Annotated in this window: 24 protein-coding genes and 1 riboswitch; of the genes, 6 read left to right on the forward strand and 18 right to left on the reverse strand. The window is 47.4% G+C overall.

Annotation, left to right across the window (positions count from 1 at the left end; all coding sequences use genetic code 11):
• Positions 1-31: 31 nt before the first annotated feature.
• The 4 genes from PHG53_03780 to PHG53_03795 all read left to right on the forward strand — a co-directional run bounded on the left by PHG53_03780 (position 32) and on the right by PHG53_03795 (position 3,436).
• Positions 32-868, forward strand: a complete 837-nt coding sequence (locus PHG53_03780; GenBank protein ID MDD5380745.1) for an Ada metal-binding domain-containing protein — start codon at positions 32-34, stop codon at positions 866-868.
• A gap of 33 nt (positions 869-901) precedes the next feature.
• A complete protein-coding gene (locus PHG53_03785; GenBank protein MDD5380746.1) occupies positions 902-1,462 on the forward strand; it encodes a manganese efflux pump MntP family protein in 561 nt (186 codons plus the stop codon).
• Between the two features lie 60 nt (positions 1,463-1,522).
• Positions 1,523-2,599 carry a DUF362 domain-containing protein gene (locus PHG53_03790; protein MDD5380747.1) on the forward strand — a complete coding sequence of 359 codons (1,077 nt, stop codon included), beginning with the start codon at positions 1,523-1,525 and terminating at the stop codon, positions 2,597-2,599.
• Positions 2,600-2,677: 78 nt separating this feature from the next.
• Positions 2,678-3,436 (forward strand): XRE family transcriptional regulator, encoded by a 759-nt coding sequence (locus PHG53_03795; GenBank protein ID MDD5380748.1) that lies wholly within the window; start codon positions 2,678-2,680, stop codon positions 3,434-3,436.
• 17 nt (positions 3,437-3,453) lie between these two features.
• On the opposite strand, the gene PHG53_03800 is transcribed toward PHG53_03795, so the two are convergent.
• The 5 genes from PHG53_03800 to PHG53_03820 all read right to left on the reverse strand — a co-directional run bounded on the left by PHG53_03800 (position 3,454) and on the right by PHG53_03820 (position 8,638).
• Entirely contained in the window at positions 3,454-4,206 is a 753-nt protein-coding gene (locus PHG53_03800) for a ComF family protein (protein ID MDD5380749.1), read from the reverse strand.
• Between the two features lie 82 nt (positions 4,207-4,288).
• Complete coding sequence (locus tag PHG53_03805) at positions 4,289-4,948, reverse strand: diphthine--ammonia ligase (GenBank protein ID MDD5380750.1); 660 nt, start codon at positions 4,946-4,948, stop codon at positions 4,289-4,291.
• A 35-nt stretch (positions 4,949-4,983) separates the two neighbouring features.
• A complete protein-coding gene (locus PHG53_03810; protein MDD5380751.1) occupies positions 4,984-5,847 on the reverse strand; it encodes a type II secretion system protein in 864 nt (287 codons plus the stop codon).
• On the reverse strand, positions 5,820-7,352 hold the full coding sequence (locus PHG53_03815) for a PQQ-binding-like beta-propeller repeat protein (protein MDD5380752.1): 1,533 nt from the start codon (positions 7,350-7,352) through the stop codon (positions 5,820-5,822). The genes PHG53_03810 and PHG53_03815 overlap by 28 nt, the downstream gene beginning before the upstream one ends.
• Before the next feature lie 224 nt (positions 7,353-7,576).
• Positions 7,577-7,814, reverse strand: a riboswitch (cobalamin riboswitch).
• A gap of 68 nt (positions 7,815-7,882) precedes the next feature.
• Positions 7,883-8,638, reverse strand: a complete 756-nt coding sequence (locus PHG53_03820; GenBank protein ID MDD5380753.1) for a hypothetical protein — start codon at positions 8,636-8,638, stop codon at positions 7,883-7,885.
• Positions 8,639-8,758: 120 nt separating this feature from the next.
• Between PHG53_03820 and PHG53_03825 the strand changes: the two genes are divergently transcribed.
• On the forward strand, positions 8,759-9,673 hold the full coding sequence (locus PHG53_03825) for a fumarylacetoacetate hydrolase family protein (protein ID MDD5380754.1): 915 nt from the start codon (positions 8,759-8,761) through the stop codon (positions 9,671-9,673).
• A 47-nt stretch (positions 9,674-9,720) separates the two neighbouring features.
• Here PHG53_03825 and rpoD read toward each other — a convergent pair whose 3' ends face one another.
• The 3 genes from rpoD to PHG53_03840 form a co-directional block, all read right to left on the reverse strand.
• Positions 9,721-11,412 (reverse strand): RNA polymerase sigma factor RpoD, encoded by a 1,692-nt coding sequence (rpoD, locus tag PHG53_03830; GenBank protein ID MDD5380755.1) that lies wholly within the window; start codon positions 11,410-11,412, stop codon positions 9,721-9,723.
• Positions 11,413-11,530: 118 nt separating this feature from the next.
• Positions 11,531-13,327 carry a DNA primase gene (dnaG, locus tag PHG53_03835; protein MDD5380756.1) on the reverse strand — a complete coding sequence of 599 codons (1,797 nt, stop codon included), beginning with the start codon at positions 13,325-13,327 and terminating at the stop codon, positions 11,531-11,533.
• A gap of 305 nt (positions 13,328-13,632) precedes the next feature.
• Positions 13,633-14,112 carry a hypothetical protein gene (locus PHG53_03840; protein ID MDD5380757.1) on the reverse strand — a complete coding sequence of 160 codons (480 nt, stop codon included), beginning with the start codon at positions 14,110-14,112 and terminating at the stop codon, positions 13,633-13,635.
• A 197-nt stretch (positions 14,113-14,309) separates the two neighbouring features.
• On the opposite strand from PHG53_03840, the gene PHG53_03845 reads away from it, so the two are divergent.
• On the forward strand, positions 14,310-14,564 hold the full coding sequence (locus PHG53_03845) for a hypothetical protein (protein MDD5380758.1): 255 nt from the start codon (positions 14,310-14,312) through the stop codon (positions 14,562-14,564).
• 58 nt (positions 14,565-14,622) lie between these two features.
• Here PHG53_03845 and PHG53_03850 read toward each other — a convergent pair whose 3' ends face one another.
• From PHG53_03850 to PHG53_03895, 10 genes are all read right to left on the reverse strand, one after another.
• Positions 14,623-15,156: a hypothetical protein gene (locus PHG53_03850; protein MDD5380759.1), complete on the reverse strand. Its 534-nt coding sequence runs from the start codon at positions 15,154-15,156 to the stop codon at positions 14,623-14,625.
• A 16-nt stretch (positions 15,157-15,172) separates the two neighbouring features.
• Complete coding sequence (locus PHG53_03855; protein ID MDD5380760.1) at positions 15,173-15,463, reverse strand: hypothetical protein; 291 nt, start codon at positions 15,461-15,463, stop codon at positions 15,173-15,175.
• Between the two features lie 1,255 nt (positions 15,464-16,718).
• Positions 16,719-17,489 (reverse strand): TatD family hydrolase, encoded by a 771-nt coding sequence (locus tag PHG53_03860; GenBank protein ID MDD5380761.1) that lies wholly within the window; start codon positions 17,487-17,489, stop codon positions 16,719-16,721.
• Positions 17,490-17,492: 3 nt separating this feature from the next.
• Positions 17,493-17,891: a YraN family protein gene (locus tag PHG53_03865; GenBank protein ID MDD5380762.1), complete on the reverse strand. Its 399-nt coding sequence runs from the start codon at positions 17,889-17,891 to the stop codon at positions 17,493-17,495.
• 57 nt (positions 17,892-17,948) lie between these two features.
• Positions 17,949-18,326 (reverse strand): 50S ribosomal protein L19, encoded by a 378-nt coding sequence (gene rplS / locus PHG53_03870; GenBank protein MDD5380763.1) that lies wholly within the window; start codon positions 18,324-18,326, stop codon positions 17,949-17,951.
• 125 nt (positions 18,327-18,451) lie between these two features.
• Complete coding sequence (gene trmD / locus PHG53_03875; protein ID MDD5380764.1) at positions 18,452-19,189, reverse strand: tRNA (guanosine(37)-N1)-methyltransferase TrmD; 738 nt, start codon at positions 19,187-19,189, stop codon at positions 18,452-18,454.
• A gap of 30 nt (positions 19,190-19,219) precedes the next feature.
• A complete protein-coding gene (gene rpsP / locus PHG53_03880; GenBank protein MDD5380765.1) occupies positions 19,220-19,750 on the reverse strand; it encodes a 30S ribosomal protein S16 in 531 nt (176 codons plus the stop codon).
• A 147-nt stretch (positions 19,751-19,897) separates the two neighbouring features.
• On the reverse strand, positions 19,898-20,185 hold the full coding sequence (locus tag PHG53_03885; protein ID MDD5380766.1) for a hypothetical protein: 288 nt from the start codon (positions 20,183-20,185) through the stop codon (positions 19,898-19,900).
• A gap of 35 nt (positions 20,186-20,220) precedes the next feature.
• The gene (gene ffh, locus PHG53_03890; GenBank protein ID MDD5380767.1) at positions 20,221-21,648 is read right to left on the reverse strand and encodes a signal recognition particle protein; all 1,428 of its coding nucleotides are present in this window, start codon (positions 21,646-21,648) and stop codon (positions 20,221-20,223) included.
• A gap of 148 nt (positions 21,649-21,796) precedes the next feature.
• Positions 21,797-22,483: a hypothetical protein gene (locus tag PHG53_03895; GenBank protein ID MDD5380768.1), complete on the reverse strand. Its 687-nt coding sequence runs from the start codon at positions 22,481-22,483 to the stop codon at positions 21,797-21,799.
• Positions 22,484-22,524: the final 41 nt, after the last annotated feature.

The raw sequence follows: 22,524 nt of genomic DNA on the forward strand, positions 1-22,524 counted from the left end.
ATCGAACATGGATAAAAGAAAGAGGGACATCATGAAAACCGGAAAGTGTTATCTAAGTTTAGCCATTATTCTTGGAATTTTATGCGTTCCTGCTCTCGGTGAGGTCGAGCCCGCTTCGCGAGGCGAACTGCCACCGGCGGAAAATAAGCCCATGCTGATTGCTCAACCTAATCCGACCCTGGCAGGTGTAAGGAAATTGTATATTGTTATCCTTCCTCCAGATGCTGAGCCGAACAAAGATGGCTTAGTCTGGGCAAATCTTGAGGCGGCGGTGAACAACAAAATCAGCAAGGCAGGCATCAAAGTAGCCGAGGCAATTCAGCGAGAGCATGTTTTGAGGTCTTTAGCTATCCCGGAACTGAGGATCGAGATAAATATGCTAAAGATTGAGGAGTCGAACCAGTACATATTTCATATTGAGACATCGCTGGCTAAAAAAGTCTATTTAACAAAAGATGTTTCACGATCCATTAAAGCCGATTTGTGGAAAACCGAGCCGACAATGCGGGCGGTATCGGAAGAAGATATGCCTGCTGCCGTCACCAGCGCAGTTTCAGAGCAGGTCGAAGCGTTTATTCACGCTTATACGGCAGCCAATCCTTTTAATAAACGATACTCCGGCTCCAATGCAAATGATATTAGTGAAGCTGCGGAAGAACAGGCTGAGCCGGCCGCCGAATCAACGCCAGCTTCGCAGCGAGACGAGCCGACCGAATACAAATATGCTGCATCAAAAAACAGCAATATCTTCCACAAGTCCGGTTGCGCCTGGATAAAGAGAATCAAACCGGAAAATCTTGTCTATTACAGCAGCAGAGATGAAGCAACAAGTGCCGGCAAAAAACCATGCAAGTTATGTAACCCGTAGGGTCACTGCCAAAATTAAGCGGTCAAACAGCAGATGCAGTTACTTACCATTATAATTATAGCTGTCGGCCTGGCGATGGACGCCTTCGCGGTTTCTATCGTCAGCGGCTCGGTCTATAAGCAGTTAAAGATAAAGCACGCTTTTCGCATAGCAATCTTCTTCGGCGGCTTTCAGGCAATTATGCCTCTAATCGGCTCCCTGGCCGGTATAAGCATAAAGGAATATATCGCCGATTTCGACCATTGGATAGCTTTCGCCCTTCTGAGTGCAGTCGGCGTCAAAATGATTTACGAATCATTCAAAATTACCAAGGCGGAGGAGAATTTTAATCCGGAGAACATCATGGTTTTGCTGACCCTGTCCGTCGCCACCAGCATAGACGCCCTGGTCGTTGGGATAACGCTTTCGATTCTGCAGGTTTCAATAACAATAGCCGTAATAATCATCGGCCTTGTAACCTTCGCGCTCTCATATCTCGGCGTTTTAATCGGCAAAAAATTCGGACACTTTTTCGAGAACAAAATCGAGGCCGTCGGCGGACTGGTCCTCATCGGCCTCGGCGTGAAAATTCTATTTGAACATCTGGCGTTTTAAAGATATATTGCAGTCAGATTAAAAACGTAAATATTTCTGATTATAAAGGGTGATTTATCTATGGCTTCCAGGGTCTATTTTATCAAGGCGGCACTTAGCGACGGCGAACAGGAGATTTCCAAAAAGGCTGTAAAACTATTCAATGCGGGCAAATTCGCAGGATGCTTTGCGGAAAAGGATTTTACGGCAGTCAAAGTGCACGTCGGCGAGGACGGCAACAACACGCATATAAAGGCGCCCTGCATTAAGGGATTAGTCAAGGAGCTGGTCAAGCTGAAAACGAGGCCGTTTTTGACGGACACCAATGTTTTATACCCCAGCCCGAGACACGATGCCATCGGGCACTATAAAGTCGCCGACAAGCACAACTTCAACTTAAAAACACTCGGGATACCGTTTATCGTGGCGGGCGGATTAGTCGGAACCTCCGATACGGCGGTGGAGGTCAACTGCGAAATCAACAAAGAGGTTTACATCGCATCGGATATAGTATGGTGTCACTCAATTCTTGCGGTCGCACATTTTACCGGTCATCTCGGCACCTGCGCCGCGGCAGCAATAAAAACGCTGGGTATGGGCTGCGCGAGCCGCAGGGGCAAGATGCAGCAGCACGCGGCGCTATCGCTTGTTATCGGCGATAAATGCACACGCTGCGGAGAATGCGCTAAACACTGCCCGGCTGACGCGATTACTCTCGGCGAAATCAAAGCACACATAGACCAGGACAAATGCATCGGCTGTGCCGAGTGCTTGGCGGTGTGCAAGTTCGGCGGCGTCGAATACGACTGGCACGAGGAAGGCGAAGTGTTGCAAAAAAGCATAGCCGAACATGCGCTTGGGGTGCTAAAAGGAAAACAGAATAAAGCTGTGTTCTTTAGTTTCCTAATGTCGATTACCAAAGACTGCGATTGTTTCGAAACGCCGGACATGCCTAAAATAGTCGATGACATCGGCATACTCGCATCAACCGACCCGGTCGCAATCGATAAGGCGGCGCTGGACTTGATTGAAGAAAAAGGCGGAAAGGAACTGTCGCAATTAACGGGTTACACCAAACTTAACCCGCATCACCAGATTGAGCACGCTGAACGCATCGGCCTCGGAAGCACTAATTATGAGCTTGTAGAGCTTGATTAGCAGCTAAAAAGTGTGTTTTGTTAAATATTTATCTAATTTTTTCTTGCATTTAGTAAAATTGCCGCTATAATCGGCATTATGTCATTAGGCCAGATAATAAGAAAAAAACGGGAGCAACTGCATCTTACGCTGGATGATGTCAGCGCAGGCGTTGGGTTTTCCAAACCATATCTATCCACTATCGAAACTGGAAAGGTAAATAATCCGCCCAGCGATGAGCTGCTGACAAAACTTGAAAAGACCCTGGAGTTTGAGCCGGGCCTGCTGCTGCACATAGCTCATATGGAATCTTTGCCGCCTGATATTCGCCAGGGATATGAATCCGCCGAGGCGGAAAATCAGAAGTTGCGGCAGTTTATCAAAAACATCGTTCATAAAAAAACCGACCAGGTCCAGGTTGATACATTTCTTGCGGAAAACGAAAAGGCGTCTCTGGCGGCCGGGCGACTGATTCCGGTGATAAACAAAGTTACCGCCGGCTATCCCGCCGAGTTCAACGATTTGGATTATCCCGCGGGCGTGGCCGATGATTATGTCCGCTGTCCGGATTTGCACGACACCAACGCTTTTGCGGTGAGGGTCATCGGCGATTCGATGGAGCCGAAGTTCAGCGAAGGAGACATCGTTGTTTTTTCTCCGGCTGCGGAGGTGCACAGCGGCGATGATTGTTTCATTCGTTTCGCGATGCCGCACGAGACGACATTCAAGCGTGTTTTCTTCGAGCCGAACGACAATGTGCGGCTCCAGCCGAGAAATGAAAAATACCCGCCTATGATTATCGACGGCAAACGCATCGACGGTCTATACCGCGCCATCATAAAATACGAAAAACTGTAGCAGGCCTGTTACAACCGCTAAACGCTCTGCCCTGCGACGGCCAGAACCAATGCGAACACTTTCGACGCCCCTGCACACTTCAATGTCTTAGCACATTCGCTTAATGTTGCACCGGTTGTTTTAATATCATCGACAAGACAAATTTTTGCGCCTTCAAATTTATGTCCCCTGCGCACTGCAAAAGCTCCGGCAACATTTCTGGCACGCGCAGCGTGACTTGTCATTATCGGCTGATATTTTGTCCGCCGAATCCGAACAAGCTCTGTGCTGATTTTAGCTGAAGAGCGCTCTAAGTTCTTAGCTAAAATTAAAGATTGGTTAAACCCCCGCCGAAGCCGTCTCGTCCAGTGCAGCGGAACAGGAACGAAAAAGTCTATATCGTCAGTAAAGCTGCTTCCCTGCAAAGCACAATCGACTAAAAAGCCCAGGGTCAAATCTAATTCCGTCCGACCATTCTTAAAGGAAAGTATCATTTGCTGTAAGGGGCCTCCGTAGACTCCGCTTCTGGCTATTCCATCGAAATGAATTTGCTCACCCTGGCAATTAGGGCAAACACCGTCAACTACAGCGAATCTGCCCGCATCCCGCCCGCAGCGCCGGCAGTAATCGCCTGCCGTGCAGAACAGAAGCTCATCCCAGCAATCTTTACACAGAGCGTTGTCGGTTTCACAGATGCTCTGCTTGCAGTTGACACAAACCGCAGGCCAAAGTAAATGATTCAACCCCTGCAGCCCAAAAATCGCCGCCTGTTTCGCTTTTCCCTTATCCACGACGACGATTATACAAGGTTTATCAATCGCAGCAAGTCAGGATAAGTTTCCGTGTTGAGAAAAGTCAGATGTTGCCGGAAAGTCAGCCAGTAAGGCAATACTTACGAGTATCCAAAAACCAGTAGCCATCCCTGCCGATTGTCCTGCCCTCGGTTATTTCTATCCTCTTGTCAAAAATGGGGCCGTCGATAACCAACGTGTGATATTCGCCGTTTTCTCCGCAAACATCGATGTTTTTATCTTTAAGGTATCCCATAAAATCTTTATCTGGCTGACGCCCTACCCACTCCCGGCCGATGAACCTCGATTGGGCGCTGACTATAACTGCTTCAAAACCGGAATCGATAAAATCAGATAAAATCTCTTCAGAGCTCTTACCCCAAAGCGGCTCAAGCGCCTCAATTCCCAGCTCACTGCAAACCCTCTTCACCCAGCTTCTGTTTCCCTCTAAAAAGATATCACCAAAAACCATTCCCTTTATACCATTGCCGCTCAAACTCCGTATTGCCTCTTTAAATTCCTGTTCATACCCATCTTTCGTCGTTTCTTTTTGCAGCAGCGGTATGCCGATTGCCTCAGCTTGTAATTGAATTAATTCGGCTTCTGTTCCGTGAAAACTTACTCTTTTGTATTCACTGGAAACGAAATTTACGAGGCTGGAGATGCTGTATCCTCCAAGCATTGCTTTATAGCAGGCCAAACAGCTGTCCTTGCCACCGCTCCACGATGAGATGCAGTTCATAAAATCCCCTTTTTCTTTCCCTTGCCTGAGTATTTTTAACGCCTCCGTCTTTTCCGCGGTCCTTGCGGCCACTGCCGGTAATCGGGAACATAATGCGGCGCATTATTTTTACCGACCGAACCAATTTTCGCTTTCGGAGAGGCATATTCCGCCCCCTCCAAATCCATCGACCCGCAGTGTCCATCAACGAATACAACATTGGTTTTGTTGTAATGTCTGAAGCAGGTCGTCGGCCAAGGATTTTTTGGCCACGAATTGCCGTAGTTTTGGGGTACATACTTATAAGGCGGGTCTAAAAGAAAAGTGTTAAAAGTTTGTCCCGAACCCGACATATCTATCAGAGTGTCTGCAAAGGCAAATACATCTTTAGGACTAATAACCGTTGTAATTTTCTGCCATGGTCGGTTTCGTATATTTATATCTTCGTCCCAGCCGCTCAAAGGTGGGCACAGGTAGTATCCGTTATACCCATAAGTGCTCGTAATCCACTTTGGGTCATCCGGTTCGCCTGGAGGTTTACCCTGGAGTCCGTAGCTGCCGTATCGCTGTGCGGGACACTCATAGACGCTATTTTTCTTTAGCTCGCTTTGGAGATACGGCCAGACAAATCCTGCCTTGTGGTCAATCCCGTCCGGTTCCACCCTGCCCCACCAGTATGTATATGTATTTGCTTGTCGCACCCTCGCTGGCATAGCATAATCATCGTAATCGTTGGCATAACACACGAAAGCAATGCCAAGATTTCTTAAATTGTTCGTGCAAACAACCGCATTTGCCCGCCCTCTTGCTCGACTAAGCGATGGAAGCAAAACAGCCATCAGCAGCACGATGATGCTCATGACCACAATAACTTCAACAAGCGTAAATGCTTTTATTCGCCGGATAGTTCTTTCCTCCATTCGTTGGCCAGCAGCGAGAAATCCGTAAAATCGACGTCGCCGTCAAGGTCTAAATCGGCCCGGCTCCCGCCAACGGGGCCGTTGTAAAGCCAATCGTCCACAAATTCAACCAAATCGCTCATGTCCACAACATTATCGTCACTGATGTCTCCTAAAAGTGCCGGCTGATGAAACTTGAAAAGGCCGTCGTAACCTATTGCGTAAACACTGTCGTAAGTTACTGCCCGACTGTCCCCGCACCACCAGTAATTGTAATAAGCAGCCACGAAATTTGGGTCATTTGGTGTTAACGTAACATTTAGAATGTAAAATTCGTCATACATTGGATGAAGATATTCCCACGATGTCCCTGCAATATATAGTTTTCCGTCTGCATAAACAGGTTGATTATCCCATCCGCCGACGGATAAATCAGAATCTGTTTCCCATAGTTTAGTTGCAGTATCACCATAGTCATAATATGCTTCTATCTTTGGATACCCATACCCACCAGAGATATATATTTTATCACCCACTACAATAGGTACACAGTCCGTTGCTTGTATTTTTGTAGTCCAGATAACACTGCCGTTAGTACAATTAATTTTAAACAATGTTGAATTATCCTCCGACACCTCCGGATAAAAATTGTAAGTCACCGCGTATAAGAAACCTCCTTTCGTAACAACTACTCCGCCACAAAAACCCTCGTAATCAGGATTTATGAACCCCCACAATTGCATAGGATAAGAAAGCGTAGCATCATAAGCGCGTATAGTTCCTTGATAGTTCTCACCTAAGGTTGCAACATAAATAACGCCATTCCTATATGCAGGTGTATTACCACAGGTATAACCTAATGCTTGAGACCAGACAATCTGTCCCGGCTGGTAGGGATTACCAGGCCCACTCTCATCTAAGTTAATACAATAAAGTTTCCCTGTTTCATCGAAAGGGGCGTAATCTGTGATAAATGCCCGTGCGTGTGGAATATCGGTCGCCACGCAAACAGATGCATTCACAACGTTTTGATCCAACGGTGTTGACCATTTTTGTACGCCGGACTGAGCGTCGAGCGCAAATACTTTATTTCCTGAGCCAATCAGCACCGTATTATGCTTTTCATCGATGCAGGGTGTCGACCAAGAAGATAATTCCCCCTTATCAATCACCGTCCACCACAGAACCTGTCCTGAATTTGCATCATAAGCAATTATCTGACTATGGGTTTTTATCCTAACTCCTAACTCTTCATCCCACTCGCCAACTCCGGCGTATGCATAAACTTTGCCGTTATAGATTATCGGCTGGGCAGTATCTTCAAAAGCCACATAATAATTCGGATCCTGAGGGTCAATATAGGCGTCCCATTTGAGGGTATTGCTATCAATCGTATTGGGGCCATCGACCGCAATCGACTGCCGACTCATCGTATGCGCATAGGCGGGCCAGTCTTGTGGTCCGGCCTGCACACCTGTTGCGGCTGCAAACACAAAAATCAAACTTATTATTTTCCTCGAAGCCATAGTTTTTCTCCTTCTTCAATTCAAAAAAGTTGTAAATTTCTTTTCAAAACCATCCTGCTCTTGCTTTTTGTTTTTTCTCCTTTCATTTCTGTCCGACCCCTAACCGCGAGGGCGCCAACAAAAAAACCGCCGTTCCCACGAGGGAAACGGCGGTTCTGAAATCAAACAATAAAATCTGAAATTAAAAACAGATGCACCGTGCTCCAAATCGCGAGAACACCGAAAATGCGTAACTAACCACAGGCAGGTTTTCTGACTTGCGTTCTACCGAAAGGCTCCTTCCCATCCATACATTGCGGATAGTGGCATAATGCCTATCAGATTTCCCCCCAAGCTTTCTTGCGAAAGCAAAAATGGGGGGAACAAACGCTTACAGCGGCGCGACCGCCGCGGACTTTAACCGCGTTCCCATTTGATTATCCCGAAGCACAAAGCTTCAGAACCTGCAGTCAGGATATTTCCTTTTCAAAGAGCAATTTTTAGACTTTTACCAGTCTGTCTTATAGTCTTCAAGCAAAAAATGAAAATTTTTAACGCCTTAGATAAATAATAATACCGGCCAGTATCAAAATAGCCGCCGCGCACACCCCCACCGCTATCGTAAAGACCCAGATAAAGCTTCTGCGCTGATTGGAAATGATATATTTGAGATACCTGTCGCTGGCGGCAAATGTTCTGCTCATCTGCATAATGCCTTCGGTCTGCCCGACAGTGCTCTGGTTTAGCTTGTCCAGCGTCCCGTTAAACTTGTTAAGACTCTCGGCCATTTGCACATCGACATCGGCTGCAGCGGCGAGCTGATGGTCAATCTCGATCAGGGCATCGGTTTGCTTGGCGGTTTCGGTCGGAATTTTTTCTACCGTCCTAACAAACCCCTGCTCCATCATGGTGGTCGTCTTTAACTGCTCGAGCAGCTGTTCTGTCAGTTGCTTTTGGTTTTCCACAACGGCCGGAAAGCTCTCCAGCAGTTTGGGCAATCGTTCAAGATGCTTCATCAATTCTTCGTTATGAGCGGCCTGGCGGTTCAGATGATTATTGATACCTTCCAGCTGCTCAACGAGTTTGTCGAAACCGGCTTGTAGTTTTTCAAGTGATTGCGTTTTATCCGCCTGGGGAACCGTTTTGACCAAAACCTGATTGCTTTCAGCGGGTTTCTCTCCGGCAGCAGGTCCTGTCGATGCGGCGTCCCGGTTGATTAATCCTTGGTCATCTACCTCCGGCTGATAGTCCGCCTTGTGGGTCTCTAACCAGCTACGTGTTTTTGACCAGAAATCTTTTAAAGTCATTTTCAAAATCCCCAAAAGACCTCTTACCAATCATCAGTTACCATTAAAAAACTTTCCTGCTGCAATTTCAAGTTATTTTTGCTACCATTACCTTATTACGATAACATAAAAGGCAGGTAAATGAAACTAATCACATTTAAGAAAAACTCAACCGTTTGCGCCGGGGCAATAACTGACGAAGGCATCGTAGATTTAACCGGCGATTTTCAAAGCGTAAAACGCATAATCGCCGGCGGCCACGAAACTATCAAAAAAATCCCGCCCATCATCGACAAATGCACAAAATTTATTGACCCATCTGCAGTAAAACTTTTAGCGCCTATACCTGACCCGTCCAAACTCCTCGCGCTTGCTGGAAACTACAGCGAGCACATCACCGAGGTCGGCCTTACGCTCGGCCTATCGGATTCGCCACACGCTACGACCAGGCCCTTCCTTATGCCGCCGACAGTAGTAATCGGCCACAACGAAGAAATCCCCTGGCCGGCTTACAGCGAGCAAATAGATTATGAAATCGAGCTTGCCGTGGTCATCGGAAAAGAAGCGAAATGTATAAATCCGCAGAAAGCAAAAGAATGTATCGCCGGCTACACAATCGTAAACGACGTATCGGCCCGCAGTGTAACTTTTGCAAAGGGCAGAAAAAAGCGGCCTTGGGACGAATTTTATGACTGGCTAAACGGCAAATGGGCTGACGGCTTTCTGCCGATGGGGCCTTTCTTGCTTACCGCAGACGAGGTCGAAAATGTTCAAAACCTGCAAATGACGCTCAAGGTCAACGGCGAAATCCGCCAGAACGCAAATACATCCGGAATGATTTTTAACGTTTATGAAATAGTATCATTTCTAAGTCATCTGATGACTCTCGTGCCTGGGGACGTTATAGCTACCGGCACACCGGCCGGCGTAGCAATGGCTACCGGAAATTTTCTCAAATCAGACGATAAAATCGAATGCACAATCGAAAAGCTCGGCACATTAACCAATACGCTGGGGCGAAAGCCAAAAGAATTCTACGAACCGTTATCGCAATAAAAATAACAGGTTTTTTCAACCACCATACCAAATGACTTATAGGCTATTTATGTTATTGCTTTGTGGTCGAGGAAACCTTCGAGCCTGCGGCTCCTTACAGGATGCTGCAGTTTTCTTATGGCTTTCGCCTCAACCTGCCTGACCCGCTCGCGCGTTACCTTGAAAATTCTGCCCACTTCCTCGAGAGTATAGGTGTAACCGTCGCCGATTCCGTATCGCAGCTTGATAATCTCGCGTTCGCGATATGAAAGCGTTTTCAGAATCATATCGATTCTGTCTTTGAGCATCTCCTGCGTAGCCGAGGCCACCGGCGAATCAATCTCGTCATCTTCTATAAAATCGCCGAAGTAGCTGTCTTCGCTTTCGCCTATAGGCCTGTCAAGACTGATTGGGTGTTTGGATATCTTCACAACCCTGTTGGTCTCATCTATGCTCATCTCGGCTTCACGGGCAAGCTCTTCAATCGTCGGCTCTCTGCCGAATTTCTGAACCAGAGTTTTGTTGGCGGTACGCAGCCGGCTCATCGTCTCTATCATATGCACCGGGATGCGAATCGTTCGTGCATGGTCGGCAATCGCACGGGTGATTGCCTGGCGAATCCACCACGTGGCATACGTGCTGAATTTGTAGCCCCTGCGGTATTCGTATTTATCAACCGCCCTCATCAGTCCGGTATTGCCTTCCTGGATTATATCCAGAAAACTCAAGCCGCGGTTTCGATACTTCTTGGCAATTGAAACCACCAGCCGCAGGTTCGCGCTTGAAAGCGTTCGTTTGGCGTGTTCGTACTGTTCGAAGACTCTATCGATAGATCGCAGTCTTTTATCGAGCTGATTCGGAGTATCCATCGCCAATTCCTGCAGGCCGGCCAGCTCTTCATTCACCGCTTTAATATCTTCAGCCGTTATATCTCCGGTGGGCCCTTTGGCGATAACCCGTTCTAATTGATGCATCTTTTGGCAGATGCCATGCAGCTTATTTTTCATCGGCTGAATTCTGCTCGTTCGCAGACTCAGCTCTTCCAGCAGCGTTGCGATTTTGCGCCTGTTTCTGTATATCTGTTTCAACTCCGACCTGTCGAAGCTCCTGCTGCCGTTGTCGGACTGGTGCTGCAGGTGTCTCTTAAACAAACTTTGATTAACTATCAGCAGTTTATTTACCGTTTGAACGTTCCCGGGCAGCCGTTTCCTTATTATAGGCCTGACGAGGTTCTCGGCGGTACTTATCTTCATTGTTCTGTCAAAGCTCAATATGCCCTCATAGACCTGCTCGAGTATATCCACCGCGCCTCTGGCGCAATAATCGCACTCCAGCATTTTTCTTCTAAAGCTCATGCGCGCCAGCTCTATCTTGCGCGCCAGCGAAATCTCGCTTTCCCGCGTCAGCAGCGGTATCTCGCCCATCTGGGTCAGATACGTTCTTATGGGGTCATCAATACGCCTGCTGACTTCCGCGCTGACCAGCTGTTTTTCCAGCAGCTCGTCCGCTTTGAGCTGGTCTTCTTTAACAGCCTCATGTTCGCTTTCCGGCGCTCCAAATTCCTCCCCTGTGTGCTTTTCCACATCCGCTTCGTCAATGATGTTGATTCCCATTTCATCCAGCGCCGCCAATAAGGTGTCCAGACGGTCAGGACTAACCATGTCCTCGGGCAAGTCTTCGTTCATTTCCTCGTAAGTAAGGTATCCTTTTCGCTTGCCTTTTTCGGTAATCGCTTTTATTTGCAGTTCGGCATCTCTGATTTTTGAACTCGCTGTTAATTTGTCTCCCTCAAGGGCGTCCGGCTTGCTTGCTTTTATCCTTTTTCTTGCCACAATTAATATCCTCACACAAAATCTATAAAATTAAAGCTTCTATCTACTATACCATTCCCGTACTGCGAAGGTTTTGCTTACCCGTATTCTCATGAACGCTTCGCAGATATTCTCGTCCGTCTACTGTTTTAATCTCGCTTTTTCTCTTCTGTGCCAGGTGCCGACCTATCACATCGAGCGCACCGGCCAGGCGCGATTCGAAATTGCCTTTCGCCTCTCCTGATTGTGCCAACTCCACTATGAGACTGCTGGCTTCCGGCGATTCTGTCCTGGCTATTATTTCCGCCAGGCTGGTTTCAGAATTGGCGATTAGTGTTTCGAATAATAGTGACGCCGTTCGCCTCAGCATCGGCACATCGAAGTCCTCGGCCGTAATCTTTTGTTTTACAATCTCAAACAGCTTCGGCTCATTCAGCAGCACTTCGAGAATTTCCCGCTGCGCCATGGCAAATAACCCATCGCCCAAATCCACGCTTCGCACCTTCTTGTTTTCCACGTTGTAGCTTGCGGTCCTCGCCGCCCTGCCGACTCTTTTGTGCAGCTCGTCGTTTATCTCTTTGGTGCTGGCGCCGGTAATCTTCGAAAGCCGGTTAACTATCAGCCCGCGCTCTATCGCCGTCAGATTGCCCGAACATAAGCTCGTCGCTACCGTCTGTAAAAACTCTTCGACGGCCGACTTTCTTCCGGCAAGGGTCTCGTCCCTGTCGAAGCTTTCCGCTAACCTGTTCCATTTGAACTGGAAAACATCGACTGCTTCGTCTATCAATTTCTCGAACCGTTCTTTGCCGGCTGTCGAAAGAAAATCGCACGGGTCCTTCCCCTCCGGCACCGAAGCCATCGCGATATCTATATGCTGCGCCAGACAAATCTCCAGCGCCCTGTTCGCCGCTTCCATACCCGCGGTGTCGCTGTCGAAAATCAAAACTGCTTTCTTCGCGTATCGCCGCAGAATCCGCCCCTGCCCAGGCGTAAAACTGGTGCCCAAAGCCGCAACCACGTTGTCGCACCCTTTACTGTGCGCCATTATAACGTCGGTGTAACCTTCGACGACAACGGCTGTCCCCGTAGAGACAATCTTGTGCCGTGCCTGTTCGAGACCGTATAGCGTATTGCTTTTGTCGAACAAGACTGTTGTCGGCGAATTTACATACTTGGCGCCCTCTCCCTCGAAAATCCGTCCTCCGAAGCCTATTACCCTTCCCGTCACATCGGTGATAGTAAACATTAACCGATTGACAAACTTGTCACTGAGACCGCCCCCCTGCTTAACAACAAGCCCCGCCTGCTCCAATAGCTTTACAGGGATATTTCTTGCGGTCGCGGCTTTAAGCAAATCGTCCTGCGAATTGACAGCTACGCCAATCCGCCATTTTTTAATACTGTCAGGCGTGATTTGTCTTTGAGCAAGATAATCCCTCGCGAATTTGCCTTTCTTCTCATCGCGGAGATTTTCCTCGAAGTATTTGGCAGCCCACTCGTTGACCCTCGCTAACATGTTGGGGTCAATCTCTAAGTCTTGTGTCTTGTATCTTGCCTCTTGCGCCCTGGGTTGTAGTTTTATGCCTGCGCGCTCGGCCAGTCTTTCTATCGCGCCGGAAAAAGTCAGGCCTTCACGCATCTGGACGAATTTGAACACGTCGCCGCCGACCCCGCAGGCAAAGCACTTGAATATCTGCTTGACGGCGTTGACGTTCATACTCGGCCGGTGGTCATCGTGGAATGGGCACAGCCCCACCATTTCTCTGCCCTTTTTCACAAGATTCACGTGCTCGCTTATTACGTCAACGATATCGTTGGCCTGCTGGACCTGACTAACTACTCCCTGGTCGAAAAATACTGCCATCTTCTTCTAATGCCTGTCCTTTATGAAGGAAACCGTTTTCACCCTCGGTCTGATGACTGCCCGAATTCTCTGATGAGAAGTTCATCCCGCCCCTCGAAGGTGCGGGATTCATCCCAAACCGCCGCCCATTTCGCTCCGCTTAATAATGGTTGGCTACCTTAAATATAGTCCGATTTGGCAAAAAGTCAAATTGCCCCCAAAAACCCTGCTTTTAATACTATTAAAGCCGTTTCCGATAACTTTAGACACTTGGCTAAATAAGACAACAAGGTAGTGGGTCAATTTGAAAAAAATAATTTGTTTGGTCAATTGGGGCGTCTAACAGCAAAAGGAATACTTTTTTTAACACTCTGTCCTGTATTGAATTTTGCTACCGCTTCAGCCTCTACTGAATTTTGGTCTGGTTGCAATTCTATTCTATGTTCTGGGGTGAAACCGTGCATTTTGTGGCAAAATCCGTATGCCACAATGCGTTCAGTTAGACCGGCTGAGATAGTTTTGGGCAAAGGGGTTGATGGTTCATATTCAAGGTCAGCCTTATGTCCATCTGGCCAAAACAGGTCTATTGAAGTTATAGAGCAGCTTTTTGCGCCTGCGTTATTAACTAATAATTCAAACCAAACTGTCTCAGTATTGGCAGAAACTTCAATAAAACAATTTTGGGCGTCTAATATTTGGGGCTTAGGACGACCTCCCCAATTTATTACTATATCCACAGTCCCAACTAAAGCAGCTATTGCGGCTATCCCAGCAAAAAAATATTTCCAAAATTTCTTCTTAGCCACTATAACTCCCTCAGATTATACATTTTACCAATGGGGTTTTTACATTTTAGGCTTTTGGGAAATTATAAAAGCGGTGGCTATTATTATCAAGTGGTTAATATCGTAGTTTCTCGTTCCTTTACAAGTGAAGATGGGTGTAAAAATTTTAAGCATTTTGCTTATTGACAATTTCATAGGGTGTTTATATACTGTGTTAAATGCCTAAGCGGTCAAGAAAAAATAGTCTGGATTTAAACCAGCTTGCAACGTCTATCGTAGGTAATGCAACGGCTGAAAAATTATTGCAAGATGCAGTTGAAGATGGCAAGAATCCTGCTGCTGTGCTTTTGGGGCGACTTGGTGGCTTAAAAGGTGGCAAGGCAAGAGCATTAAATCTGCCTGCAGAAAAGCGGAGTGAGATTGCCAAAAACGCAGCGTATGCACGCTGGCAAAAAACTAAGAAGGATAAATAACGATAAATATGAAATAATATGAGTGGTAAATGTAGTTAACTAAAACAGGACAACAAGTTTAGTCCAGCCACCTAATTACTGTCTCATCAAATTCAGGCGGTTTCGGGAAAACATCAGACAAAGCATCAAAATAACCTGTCCGATTCGCCGTTAAAAACACATACTCGGACCTTTTGCAATATCCAAGTGATAATTGGTGCAATACGTCTCTACCTAAGACGTTCACATATGTCCCTTTCCCCATTAGCGGCCGAACTTTCTTCTTAAAATCCGGGGCCAGAAAACAAACACCTACATTCTCTACTGTATATGGTTCGCCAAACCTGTCGATGAATATAACACTACAGTGATTTAACTGGCGCATTTCAATTGGACCAACGAACGTATGCACCAAATCTGGTACTTTGATAAGTTGATCTTCTTGGATATTAAATCGCGGCTCATCATCAGGAACAATAAGTGTGTGGTCTGCGCCTGTATCAATAAGAAACTCAAGCGTAGCGGGAAATTCCATACACTCATGCCAAATAGTAGCGCTGACTATAGGCCGACTATAAGGTTCTTGGATAAAATAGCCATGCGTTGTTGTCATATCGTCTTTATCGCTTTTAGTACATTAACATCATCCGATGCGAATAGCGATAATCAACAACACATACAGGTTGGGCATGGGCAAAATCCAGCATCACCCCTTTTTCAGCAAAGAAATTCAGTGCAGGTTGTTGACCGCCATTTTCTGGAATAACTGCCACATAATCCTTATTTTCCGCTTCTCTCTTTTTGAAGATTTTGATGTGGTTCTTGTGAACAAAGTATACAAGCTCAGCGTGCTTGCGGTTACAGGCTGCAATTTTCCCCAAAACTTCTGGAGGTATATTATAACTCTTACCTTTAGCCATGCTATACCTCCTTAAATTCAAACTCCGGCATATCTAAACACGCCAACTATATGTTTAACCCTTCAAACCGCACTTATTATTATATAGTATCTTCGACTGATTGCAAGAAAATACATAAGTAATTTGCTTAAAGTAGGTTAGGTAAAGGTTTAAGTCAAGCAAAAAATGCAAAAAAACTCATTTTGAAGGTAAAGTTCGCAACTTTAGTTATAACAAGGGGTTACGCACAATTAAGTGACCAAACAAGCTCGGCGGGAATCTATGTCTTGGAAAAGTACCTACTTCCGAAAATTTTGTGTTTTCTTCCTGATTTTCCTTGACAGCTCAAGCATAATGGCCAGTATGAATAAACTGACCATACAAAAACAGACCATATCTGGACTATTGAGGAAATTTTAAGTTTTTCACAATATGAAAAAGTAGAAAATTCAAGTTAGGACACCACCTATAAAACTTCAATCAAATGCGCATCTACCCGCGCACCAAAAACGGCTAAATCGTAAATTATTTCTATCTTTTTCCATATAAATATCTGCGTTAATCATATCAATTAAAGACAAGTTGATACTTTTTTAGTCAGCTTCTAAACGAAGTCTGAAGGAATTCGGCGGACAAGGCAATGGCCTTTCACAGAAGCTCGTTTCGAGAAAAGGCCTTGCCGCAGAACGCATAGCTGACTAAAACTCTGCGTTCTCTGCGCAATCTGCGTCTAAAAACTGTGTTAATCTGTGTCCATCTGTGGCTAAAAAATCAATCAAATGCGCAGGGGGTTAAGACCCCAAAATCCATTTTTTCAAAATTTTTTCTACTCCTTTTCCCACATCGACTTACGAGATTTATCCGCCTCAGGCGGAATCGAATTTTCGCATCAAACGCGCAGGTTCGTCCAATTACGAAGGGACGTATTCCCGTAGCCCCCGTCGTCTTGCCCCCTTTCCTGTCTTCCGACGGGAAGACAAGGGGGCAGCGGGGGGTAGAGAGAAAGTCTCTCTTGAAAGGAATAACCAATGAGCGGTTTCCAATAACCAATTGATACTGTTTATAATTTACTTCTCTTTTTTTCTCTGTGGCTGAAATTTCGGCAGCGGAGATTTTCTATTTATAGCGGAAAAATCAATCAAAATGATATTAATTATGCAAAACGAACCCAATTTCCGAAATGCCTAAAATGAATATAACTTTAGTATCAACAACAACTAACAACTACGAACCACGAACTATGAACTACTCAAAACAAACCCAAACGAACCCAATTTTAAGGCAACCTGAAAAATGCTTTGCTCGTGGCGGTTACGGCTTCTGCGAAATCGGCCAAATCCATCCCCTTCAATTCAGCCAAGCACTTGGCGGTATGAACCATAAGGGCCGGCTCATTGACCTTTTGCTTCCGCATCGGCTCAGGCGACATATACGGACAATCAGTCTCGACCATCAACCTGTCTATCGGCACGATTCGAGCGGCTTCCCGGATGGCTTCGGCATTCCCGAAGGTAACCACGCCGGTGAAAGATATGAAGTAACCTTTGTCCAAAATAGTTTCCGCCTGCTCCGCCGAGCCGGAGAAGCAATGAAAAACTACCTTTTTGCCATCTCCGAATTGCTTCAAAACTTCTATTGTTTCATCGAAGGCCTCTCGACAATGGATAATAACCGGCAAATTCATCTCAGCAGCAATTTTCAGGTGCTCGGCAAACACATCTTTTTGCTCGTCGTGCGACGAAAAATTGTAATGGTAATCCAGCCCCGTCTCGCCAATGGCGACAACCTTTTTGTTTTGAGCAAGCTCCCGCAGCTCTTTGAGTGTATCTGCTGTTACAGTCCTCGCGTCGTGCGGATGAATCCCAACAGCCGCATACATATTCTCGAATTTCTCCGCAAGCTCGATTGCCTTTCGATTGTGCTCCGGGTCGGTTCCGACAGTTATCCAGCCGGTAACACCTGCTGCCCTGCTGCGCTCCAAAACAATCGCAGCATCTTCAGCCAGCCCTTTGAACGTCAAATGACAATGTGTATCAATCAGATTCATCGTTTACGGCACAAATGCGTTTTCGTAATGTCTTATCTCCGGCCTGCCCTTTCGGCCGAGCACTATCGCGACAACGTCGAATCGAAAGGGCCTGTTTTCTATTTTGTTAGTTGCGAGAAAATATCGTGCGGCCCTGTTCATTCTTACTTTTTTAGCGGAGGTGACAGCCGACTCGGCCGGCGTGAGGTCCTCGTCCGCCCTGGTTTTTACCTCGACAAAGACAAGAGCCCCATCGCCATCGACCATAACCAAATCAATTTCTCCGCCCCTGCAGGAATAATTTCGAGTGAGTTTCTTAAAACCTTTTTTCTTCAGAAAGCTCTCGCAGCGTTTCTCGCCCCATCTGCCGAGCTTTTCTCTGTCAGCCAGCAGTTTTCCCCTGTTCAGCAGCCAACCCATCATAATAGATTATTGATAATTGGTAGATTGAAAAAAGCGTTAAAGACAGCCGGCAAAAAGCTACTTTTCTTCGTCGATAGTTATGCGCTTGCCTGGCTTCTGAGTCAGCTTGACCGATTTGCCGGTTCGTTTGCGGAGGTAATACAATTTTGCCCGCCTTGTTTTGCCGCTTCGGACCGGCTGAACACCGACCACGTTCGGCGAATGAATCGGGAAAACCCGCTCTACCCCCTCCTCATCTACGATTCGCCGGACCGTGAATGTTTCATTGATTCCGCGACCTCTGCGGGCGATTACTGTGCCGCTGAATATCTGTATGCGCTCTTTATCGCCTTCTTTGATTCTGCACCGCACATCCACAATATCGCCTATCTCAAATTGCGGTATAGTCTTTTTGAGACTTTTACTTTCAACAGCATCCAGTATTTGCGTTTTCACTGGTTTTCCTTTTATCTCTATTTATTGTCCGCCTGCGGCGGATTGGTTAAAAATTCAGTCCTGCACACGCTCCAGCGTAAAACGCTGGATTTTACCCGAATTCGGGAATTAGAGCAAGGGTTTTTTTATATTTCCTTCCCGCCTTCAGCGAGGTCTCGCCCAAAGGCGGATTTCCCGCCGTTTAGCAGGTCAGGACGCCATTTTTTGGTCCGTTCGAGGCCCTGCTGGCGCCGCCACTCGGCGATTTTGCCGTGGTCGCCGCTTAGAAGGATTTCAGGCACCTTCATTTCGCGAAAAACCTCGGGTCTGGTATATTGCGGATACTCTAACCCGCCGTCGGCTGATTGGCCGAACGAATCGTCTTTGGGGCAATCTTCATCGCCCACCGCTCCGGGCAGCAGTCTGACTACCGCATCGATGACTACCATAGCCGCCAGCTCCCCGCCTGAAAGAACATAGTCGCCTATCGAGATTTGCTCGGCCCCCAGCCCGGTGCGGATTCGTTCATCGAATCCTTCGTATCTGCCGGAAATAAAAATCAGCCGGTTTTCTTTGCTTAGCTCGATTGCTTTTGCCTGGTTAAATTTCTGTCCCTGCGGCGTAAGCAAAATTACGCGGCCTTTTTCCGCCGACAGCTTTTCGACATGTTCGAAGCAATCGAAAATCGGACCGGGCATCATAACCATACCGGGCCCTCCGCCATACGGCTTGTCATCAACCTTTCGGTATCTGTCGGCGGCGAAATCTCTGATATTGGTCAGGGCGATATCAACTATCCCCGCCTGCTGCGCCCTCTTTAATATCGAGTGCCCAAGAGGTGATTCGAACATCTCCGGAAAAAGTGTAAGAATATCAATTCTCATCCCTCTGTCGGCCCTGCTTACTTAATCCGGTTACTCTTTCTTCTCCGGCTCTTCTTCCGGCTTAGCTTCGGGTTTTGCCTCTTCTTTAGCTTTGGCTTCTGCTTCAGTCTTTGCCTTGGCTTCTGTTTCTGCCTTGGCTTTGGCTTCTTTGTCGGCTTTTTCCTTTGCTTCGGCATCTGCTTTGGCTTTTTCTGCGGCTTCGGCGGCAGCTTTTTCCAAGGCGGCCCGTTCAGCTTTTGTGAACGGCACACCTTTGGCACGCGCTATGGCCCGGGCCCTGCCTCGACGAACAGTCCTTTTTTCAGCGCATTTGGTTTTGATGCCCAGCTTTAGCAGCATCTCCGAAACCGTATCTGACGGTATTGCCCCATTATCGAGCCAATACTTGACTCGCTCAATGTTAAGCACAATCTGCTTGGACAGGTCTTTTTCAATCGGGTCGTAGTGCCCCAGTTTTTCGATGATTTTCCCGTCCCGCGGGTTGCGTGAATCAATCGCATTGATTCTAAAGTACGGCCGATTGCGCCGGCCCATTCGCATCATTCTCAGTTTTACCGCCATTTTTACCCTTTCTTTCGTCGATTATGATAAATTTTCGCTACTTACACTCTTCGCGAAACAAGTTTACTTAATCCATAAGCCGCCTGGCAAAGACGGATAGTTTACACGAATAGACAATCTTTTTCAAGTGCCGGCTGAATTTTATCTTTAACGCCCAATCCGGCTGTTTCTGCAATAAAGCGTGAAACCGTTGATGAAAATGGCTAAATTCCCAGGGTCGATTCGTGCGTCGGCCGCGAGTTTCTGGATTTGCTCGTCGGTAAGTTCGGCGGCGTTTTGTTTTTCGCCCGGAGTCATTATCGCCACCGCTCTTTTCAGCTGTTCCAATTCTTCCATAGTCGGCGCCGCCAGCATCGCCAGCTCGCTGCCGCCTTCGACGTCCCTGAACTTGGTCCTTATCATTTCGCCGTATTCGCTGCCTGCGAATCTGGCCACCTTTTCGAGGTACTGCTCAATCGTTATTTTCTGTTTTACAGCCGTTTTCTTTTTCCTCTTCGAATTATTGTTCTTTTTCGTTTTGACCGCTGTTTTATTTTTCTGCCCGATGACATAGCGGCGCCCAGCGCCTCCATATTAAGCCCGCCCGAGAAAAGCCTTTTAAGTCCGCCCAAGCTCCCGCCGCTAAGCGACTTCATCATATCCCTGCTGCGCATAAAAGTCTTCACTAATTTTGAAACATCATTAACATCCACCCCCGCCCCCGCCGCTATTCGTCTTCGCCGCGATGAGTCTATCATATCCGGCTCGCGTCTCTCGGCAGCCGTCATCGAATGCACAATTCCCTCCATCTGCTGCAGTTCGCTTTCATCGAAGTCTAAATCATCAACCTGACCGCCCATCCCGGGCATCATTTTGAGCATATCTTTCATACCGCCCATTTTCTTGACGGCCTGCATCTGCTTGAGAAAATCATCGAAGCCGAAGCTGCCCTTGGCCATTTTCTTTTGCAGCTTTTCTGCTTCTTCTACTTCAAACTGCTCCTGTGCCCTCTCCACCAGCGTTACAACATCGCCCATCCCGAGAATTCTGCCTGCCATCCGGTCGGGATGAAACTCTTCGAGTTTGTCCGTCTTTTCACCCACCCCGACGAACTTGATGGGTTTTCCAGTAACCGCCTTCACGCTTAGCGCAGCTCCGCCGCGGGCGTCGCCGTCTAATTTCGTAAGGATAACACCATCGAGCTCCAGACGCTCATTAAACTCTTTCGCAGAATTGACGGCGTCCTGCCCGGTCATCGCATCGCAGACCAGGTAAATCTGGTGCGGATTGACCGCTTTGGCTACCTCGGCCACCTCCTTCATCATCTCCTCATCTATATGCAGCCGCCCCGCCGTATCAAGAATCACTACGTCAAAACCGTTTTGCTGCGCGTGTTTTATCGAATTCCTTGCAACCCTGACAGAATCCTGCCCCTCTTCCCTGTAAACCTCAGTATTTATCTGCTGGCCTAAAACGGCCAATTGCTCGATAGCGGCAGGCCTGCGAAGGTCGTCGGCCACCAGAAGCGGCTTCTTGCCCTTGCCGAGCAGGTATTTGGCTAACTTTGCAGCGGTGGTAGTCTTGCCGCAGCCCTGAAGCCCGGCTAACATAATTATCGTAGGGCCCGGCGAGACAAAGTAGATTTTGCTATCGACCGGCCCCATCAACTCGGTCAGTTTATCGTTGACGATTTTTATCAGAACCTGACCGGGATGGAGACTCTTTATCACCTCGGCGCCGATGGCCGCCGCGGTAACATCCTTGCAGAATTGCTTTACCACGTTGTAATGGACGTCCGCTTCCAGAAGCGCCTTGCGGACACTATGCATAGCGTCCGAGATATTGGCTTCGGTGATTCTGCCTCGGCCGGACAGTGACCGGAAAACAGAGTTGAACTTTTCAGTTAATGACTCAAACACAGTTCGATGCTCGATTTTGTTAATTAGTGATTGTGGTTACTAATTTCAATTAGCTGCCACAAAAACAAGGATTGTAAGCACCCTAAGACGCCTTTGCAATAATAAAACCCGCCATCCTCTTGCCGCCTCGGCCAAGGGGCGAAGAGAGTTATACAGTCCAGGTTTTGGAAGTCTTAAGAAATTTGGTTTGCACTATTATGCCGATAATGGTCGGCGCAATAAGCAATGCCGGCAAAAACCAATGGTGATTGTAGAGCATTGCTTTCATGGCTGCAGTCGGCGGGTTCTGGATACTCTCGTAGCGATAAACCAGCGCCAGCAGGCCTGTTATAATAAGGATTCCGCCGCCAAAGCTCGTAAAGAGCATGACCGCATCTTTGAAAACGATGAACGAAATCATACCGCCGGCAATAATGCCTATAAGCGCGCCTGCAGGCATATACCTTTCCGGCAACCCAAAGGCATACCAGATGCCGCCAGTTATGATACCGCCGGCAATAGCTCCCAACAGGCTGACGGCCCATCGCATCAAAGGAATCGAGACTCCGCCCAGAACGACAAGACCGGTTACGCCGCCTAAAATCTCCGAACCAAATCTAGCGCCGATTTCGATGCCGATAAATAAGCCCACAAGCCCGAAGCAAATAACAACCACCAACTTGAAAATACGCCAGCCGTAAAGCAGATACACCACCCCAAACGAAATGGCGATAACTGCCTGCAGCCACGACAACGTTATTATCTGTCCCCAAAGGGCATCAAGAACTGTTTGCGCCCTAAAAACCGGCTCCGATGAGCTTTCTGCTGCCTGGGCGAGAATTGTTAAAGGCTCCATTATTTTTCTCCTTTATCCGCCTGCGGCGGATTAATCTTCTT

The sequence above is a fragment of the Phycisphaerae bacterium genome, from assembly GCA_028714855.1.
GTDB lineage: Bacteria > Planctomycetota > Phycisphaerae > Sedimentisphaerales > Anaerobacaceae > CAIYOL01.

Bases quoted from the DNA above. Each gene is read 5' to 3' on its own strand.
- PHG53_03780 (MDD5380745.1), top strand. From the start codon at position 32: ATGAAAACCGGAAAGTGTTATCTAAGTTTAGCCATTATTCTTGGAATT.
- PHG53_03785 (MDD5380746.1), top strand. From the start codon at position 902: ATGCAGTTACTTACCATTATAATTATAGCTGTCGGCCTGGCGATGGAC.
- PHG53_03790 (MDD5380747.1), top strand. From the start codon at position 1,523: ATGGCTTCCAGGGTCTATTTTATCAAGGCGGCACTTAGCGACGGCGAA.
- PHG53_03795 (MDD5380748.1), top strand. From the start codon at position 2,678: ATGTCATTAGGCCAGATAATAAGAAAAAAACGGGAGCAACTGCATCTT.
- PHG53_03805 (MDD5380750.1), bottom strand. From the start codon at position 4,948: ATGAACTGCATCTCATCGTGGAGCGGTGGCAAGGACAGCTGTTTGGCC.
- PHG53_03810 (MDD5380751.1), bottom strand. From the start codon at position 5,847: ATGGAGGAAAGAACTATCCGGCGAATAAAAGCATTTACGCTTGTTGAA.
- PHG53_03815 (MDD5380752.1), bottom strand. From the start codon at position 7,352: ATGGCTTCGAGGAAAATAATAAGTTTGATTTTTGTGTTTGCAGCCGCA.
- PHG53_03820 (MDD5380753.1), bottom strand. From the start codon at position 8,638: ATGACTTTAAAAGATTTCTGGTCAAAAACACGTAGCTGGTTAGAGACC.
- PHG53_03825 (MDD5380754.1), top strand. From the start codon at position 8,759: ATGAAACTAATCACATTTAAGAAAAACTCAACCGTTTGCGCCGGGGCA.
- dnaG (MDD5380756.1), bottom strand. From the start codon at position 13,327: ATGGCAGTATTTTTCGACCAGGGAGTAGTTAGTCAGGTCCAGCAGGCC.
- PHG53_03845 (MDD5380758.1), top strand. From the start codon at position 14,310: ATGCCTAAGCGGTCAAGAAAAAATAGTCTGGATTTAAACCAGCTTGCA.
- PHG53_03850 (MDD5380759.1), bottom strand. From the start codon at position 15,156: ATGACAACAACGCATGGCTATTTTATCCAAGAACCTTATAGTCGGCCT.
- PHG53_03855 (MDD5380760.1), bottom strand. From the start codon at position 15,463: ATGGCTAAAGGTAAGAGTTATAATATACCTCCAGAAGTTTTGGGGAAA.
- PHG53_03860 (MDD5380761.1), bottom strand. From the start codon at position 17,489: ATGAATCTGATTGATACACATTGTCATTTGACGTTCAAAGGGCTGGCT.
- PHG53_03865 (MDD5380762.1), bottom strand. From the start codon at position 17,891: ATGATGGGTTGGCTGCTGAACAGGGGAAAACTGCTGGCTGACAGAGAA.
- trmD (MDD5380764.1), bottom strand. From the start codon at position 19,189: ATGAGAATTGATATTCTTACACTTTTTCCGGAGATGTTCGAATCACCT.
- rpsP (MDD5380765.1), bottom strand. From the start codon at position 19,750: ATGGCGGTAAAACTGAGAATGATGCGAATGGGCCGGCGCAATCGGCCG.
- PHG53_03895 (MDD5380768.1), bottom strand. From the start codon at position 22,483: ATGGAGCCTTTAACAATTCTCGCCCAGGCAGCAGAAAGCTCATCGGAG.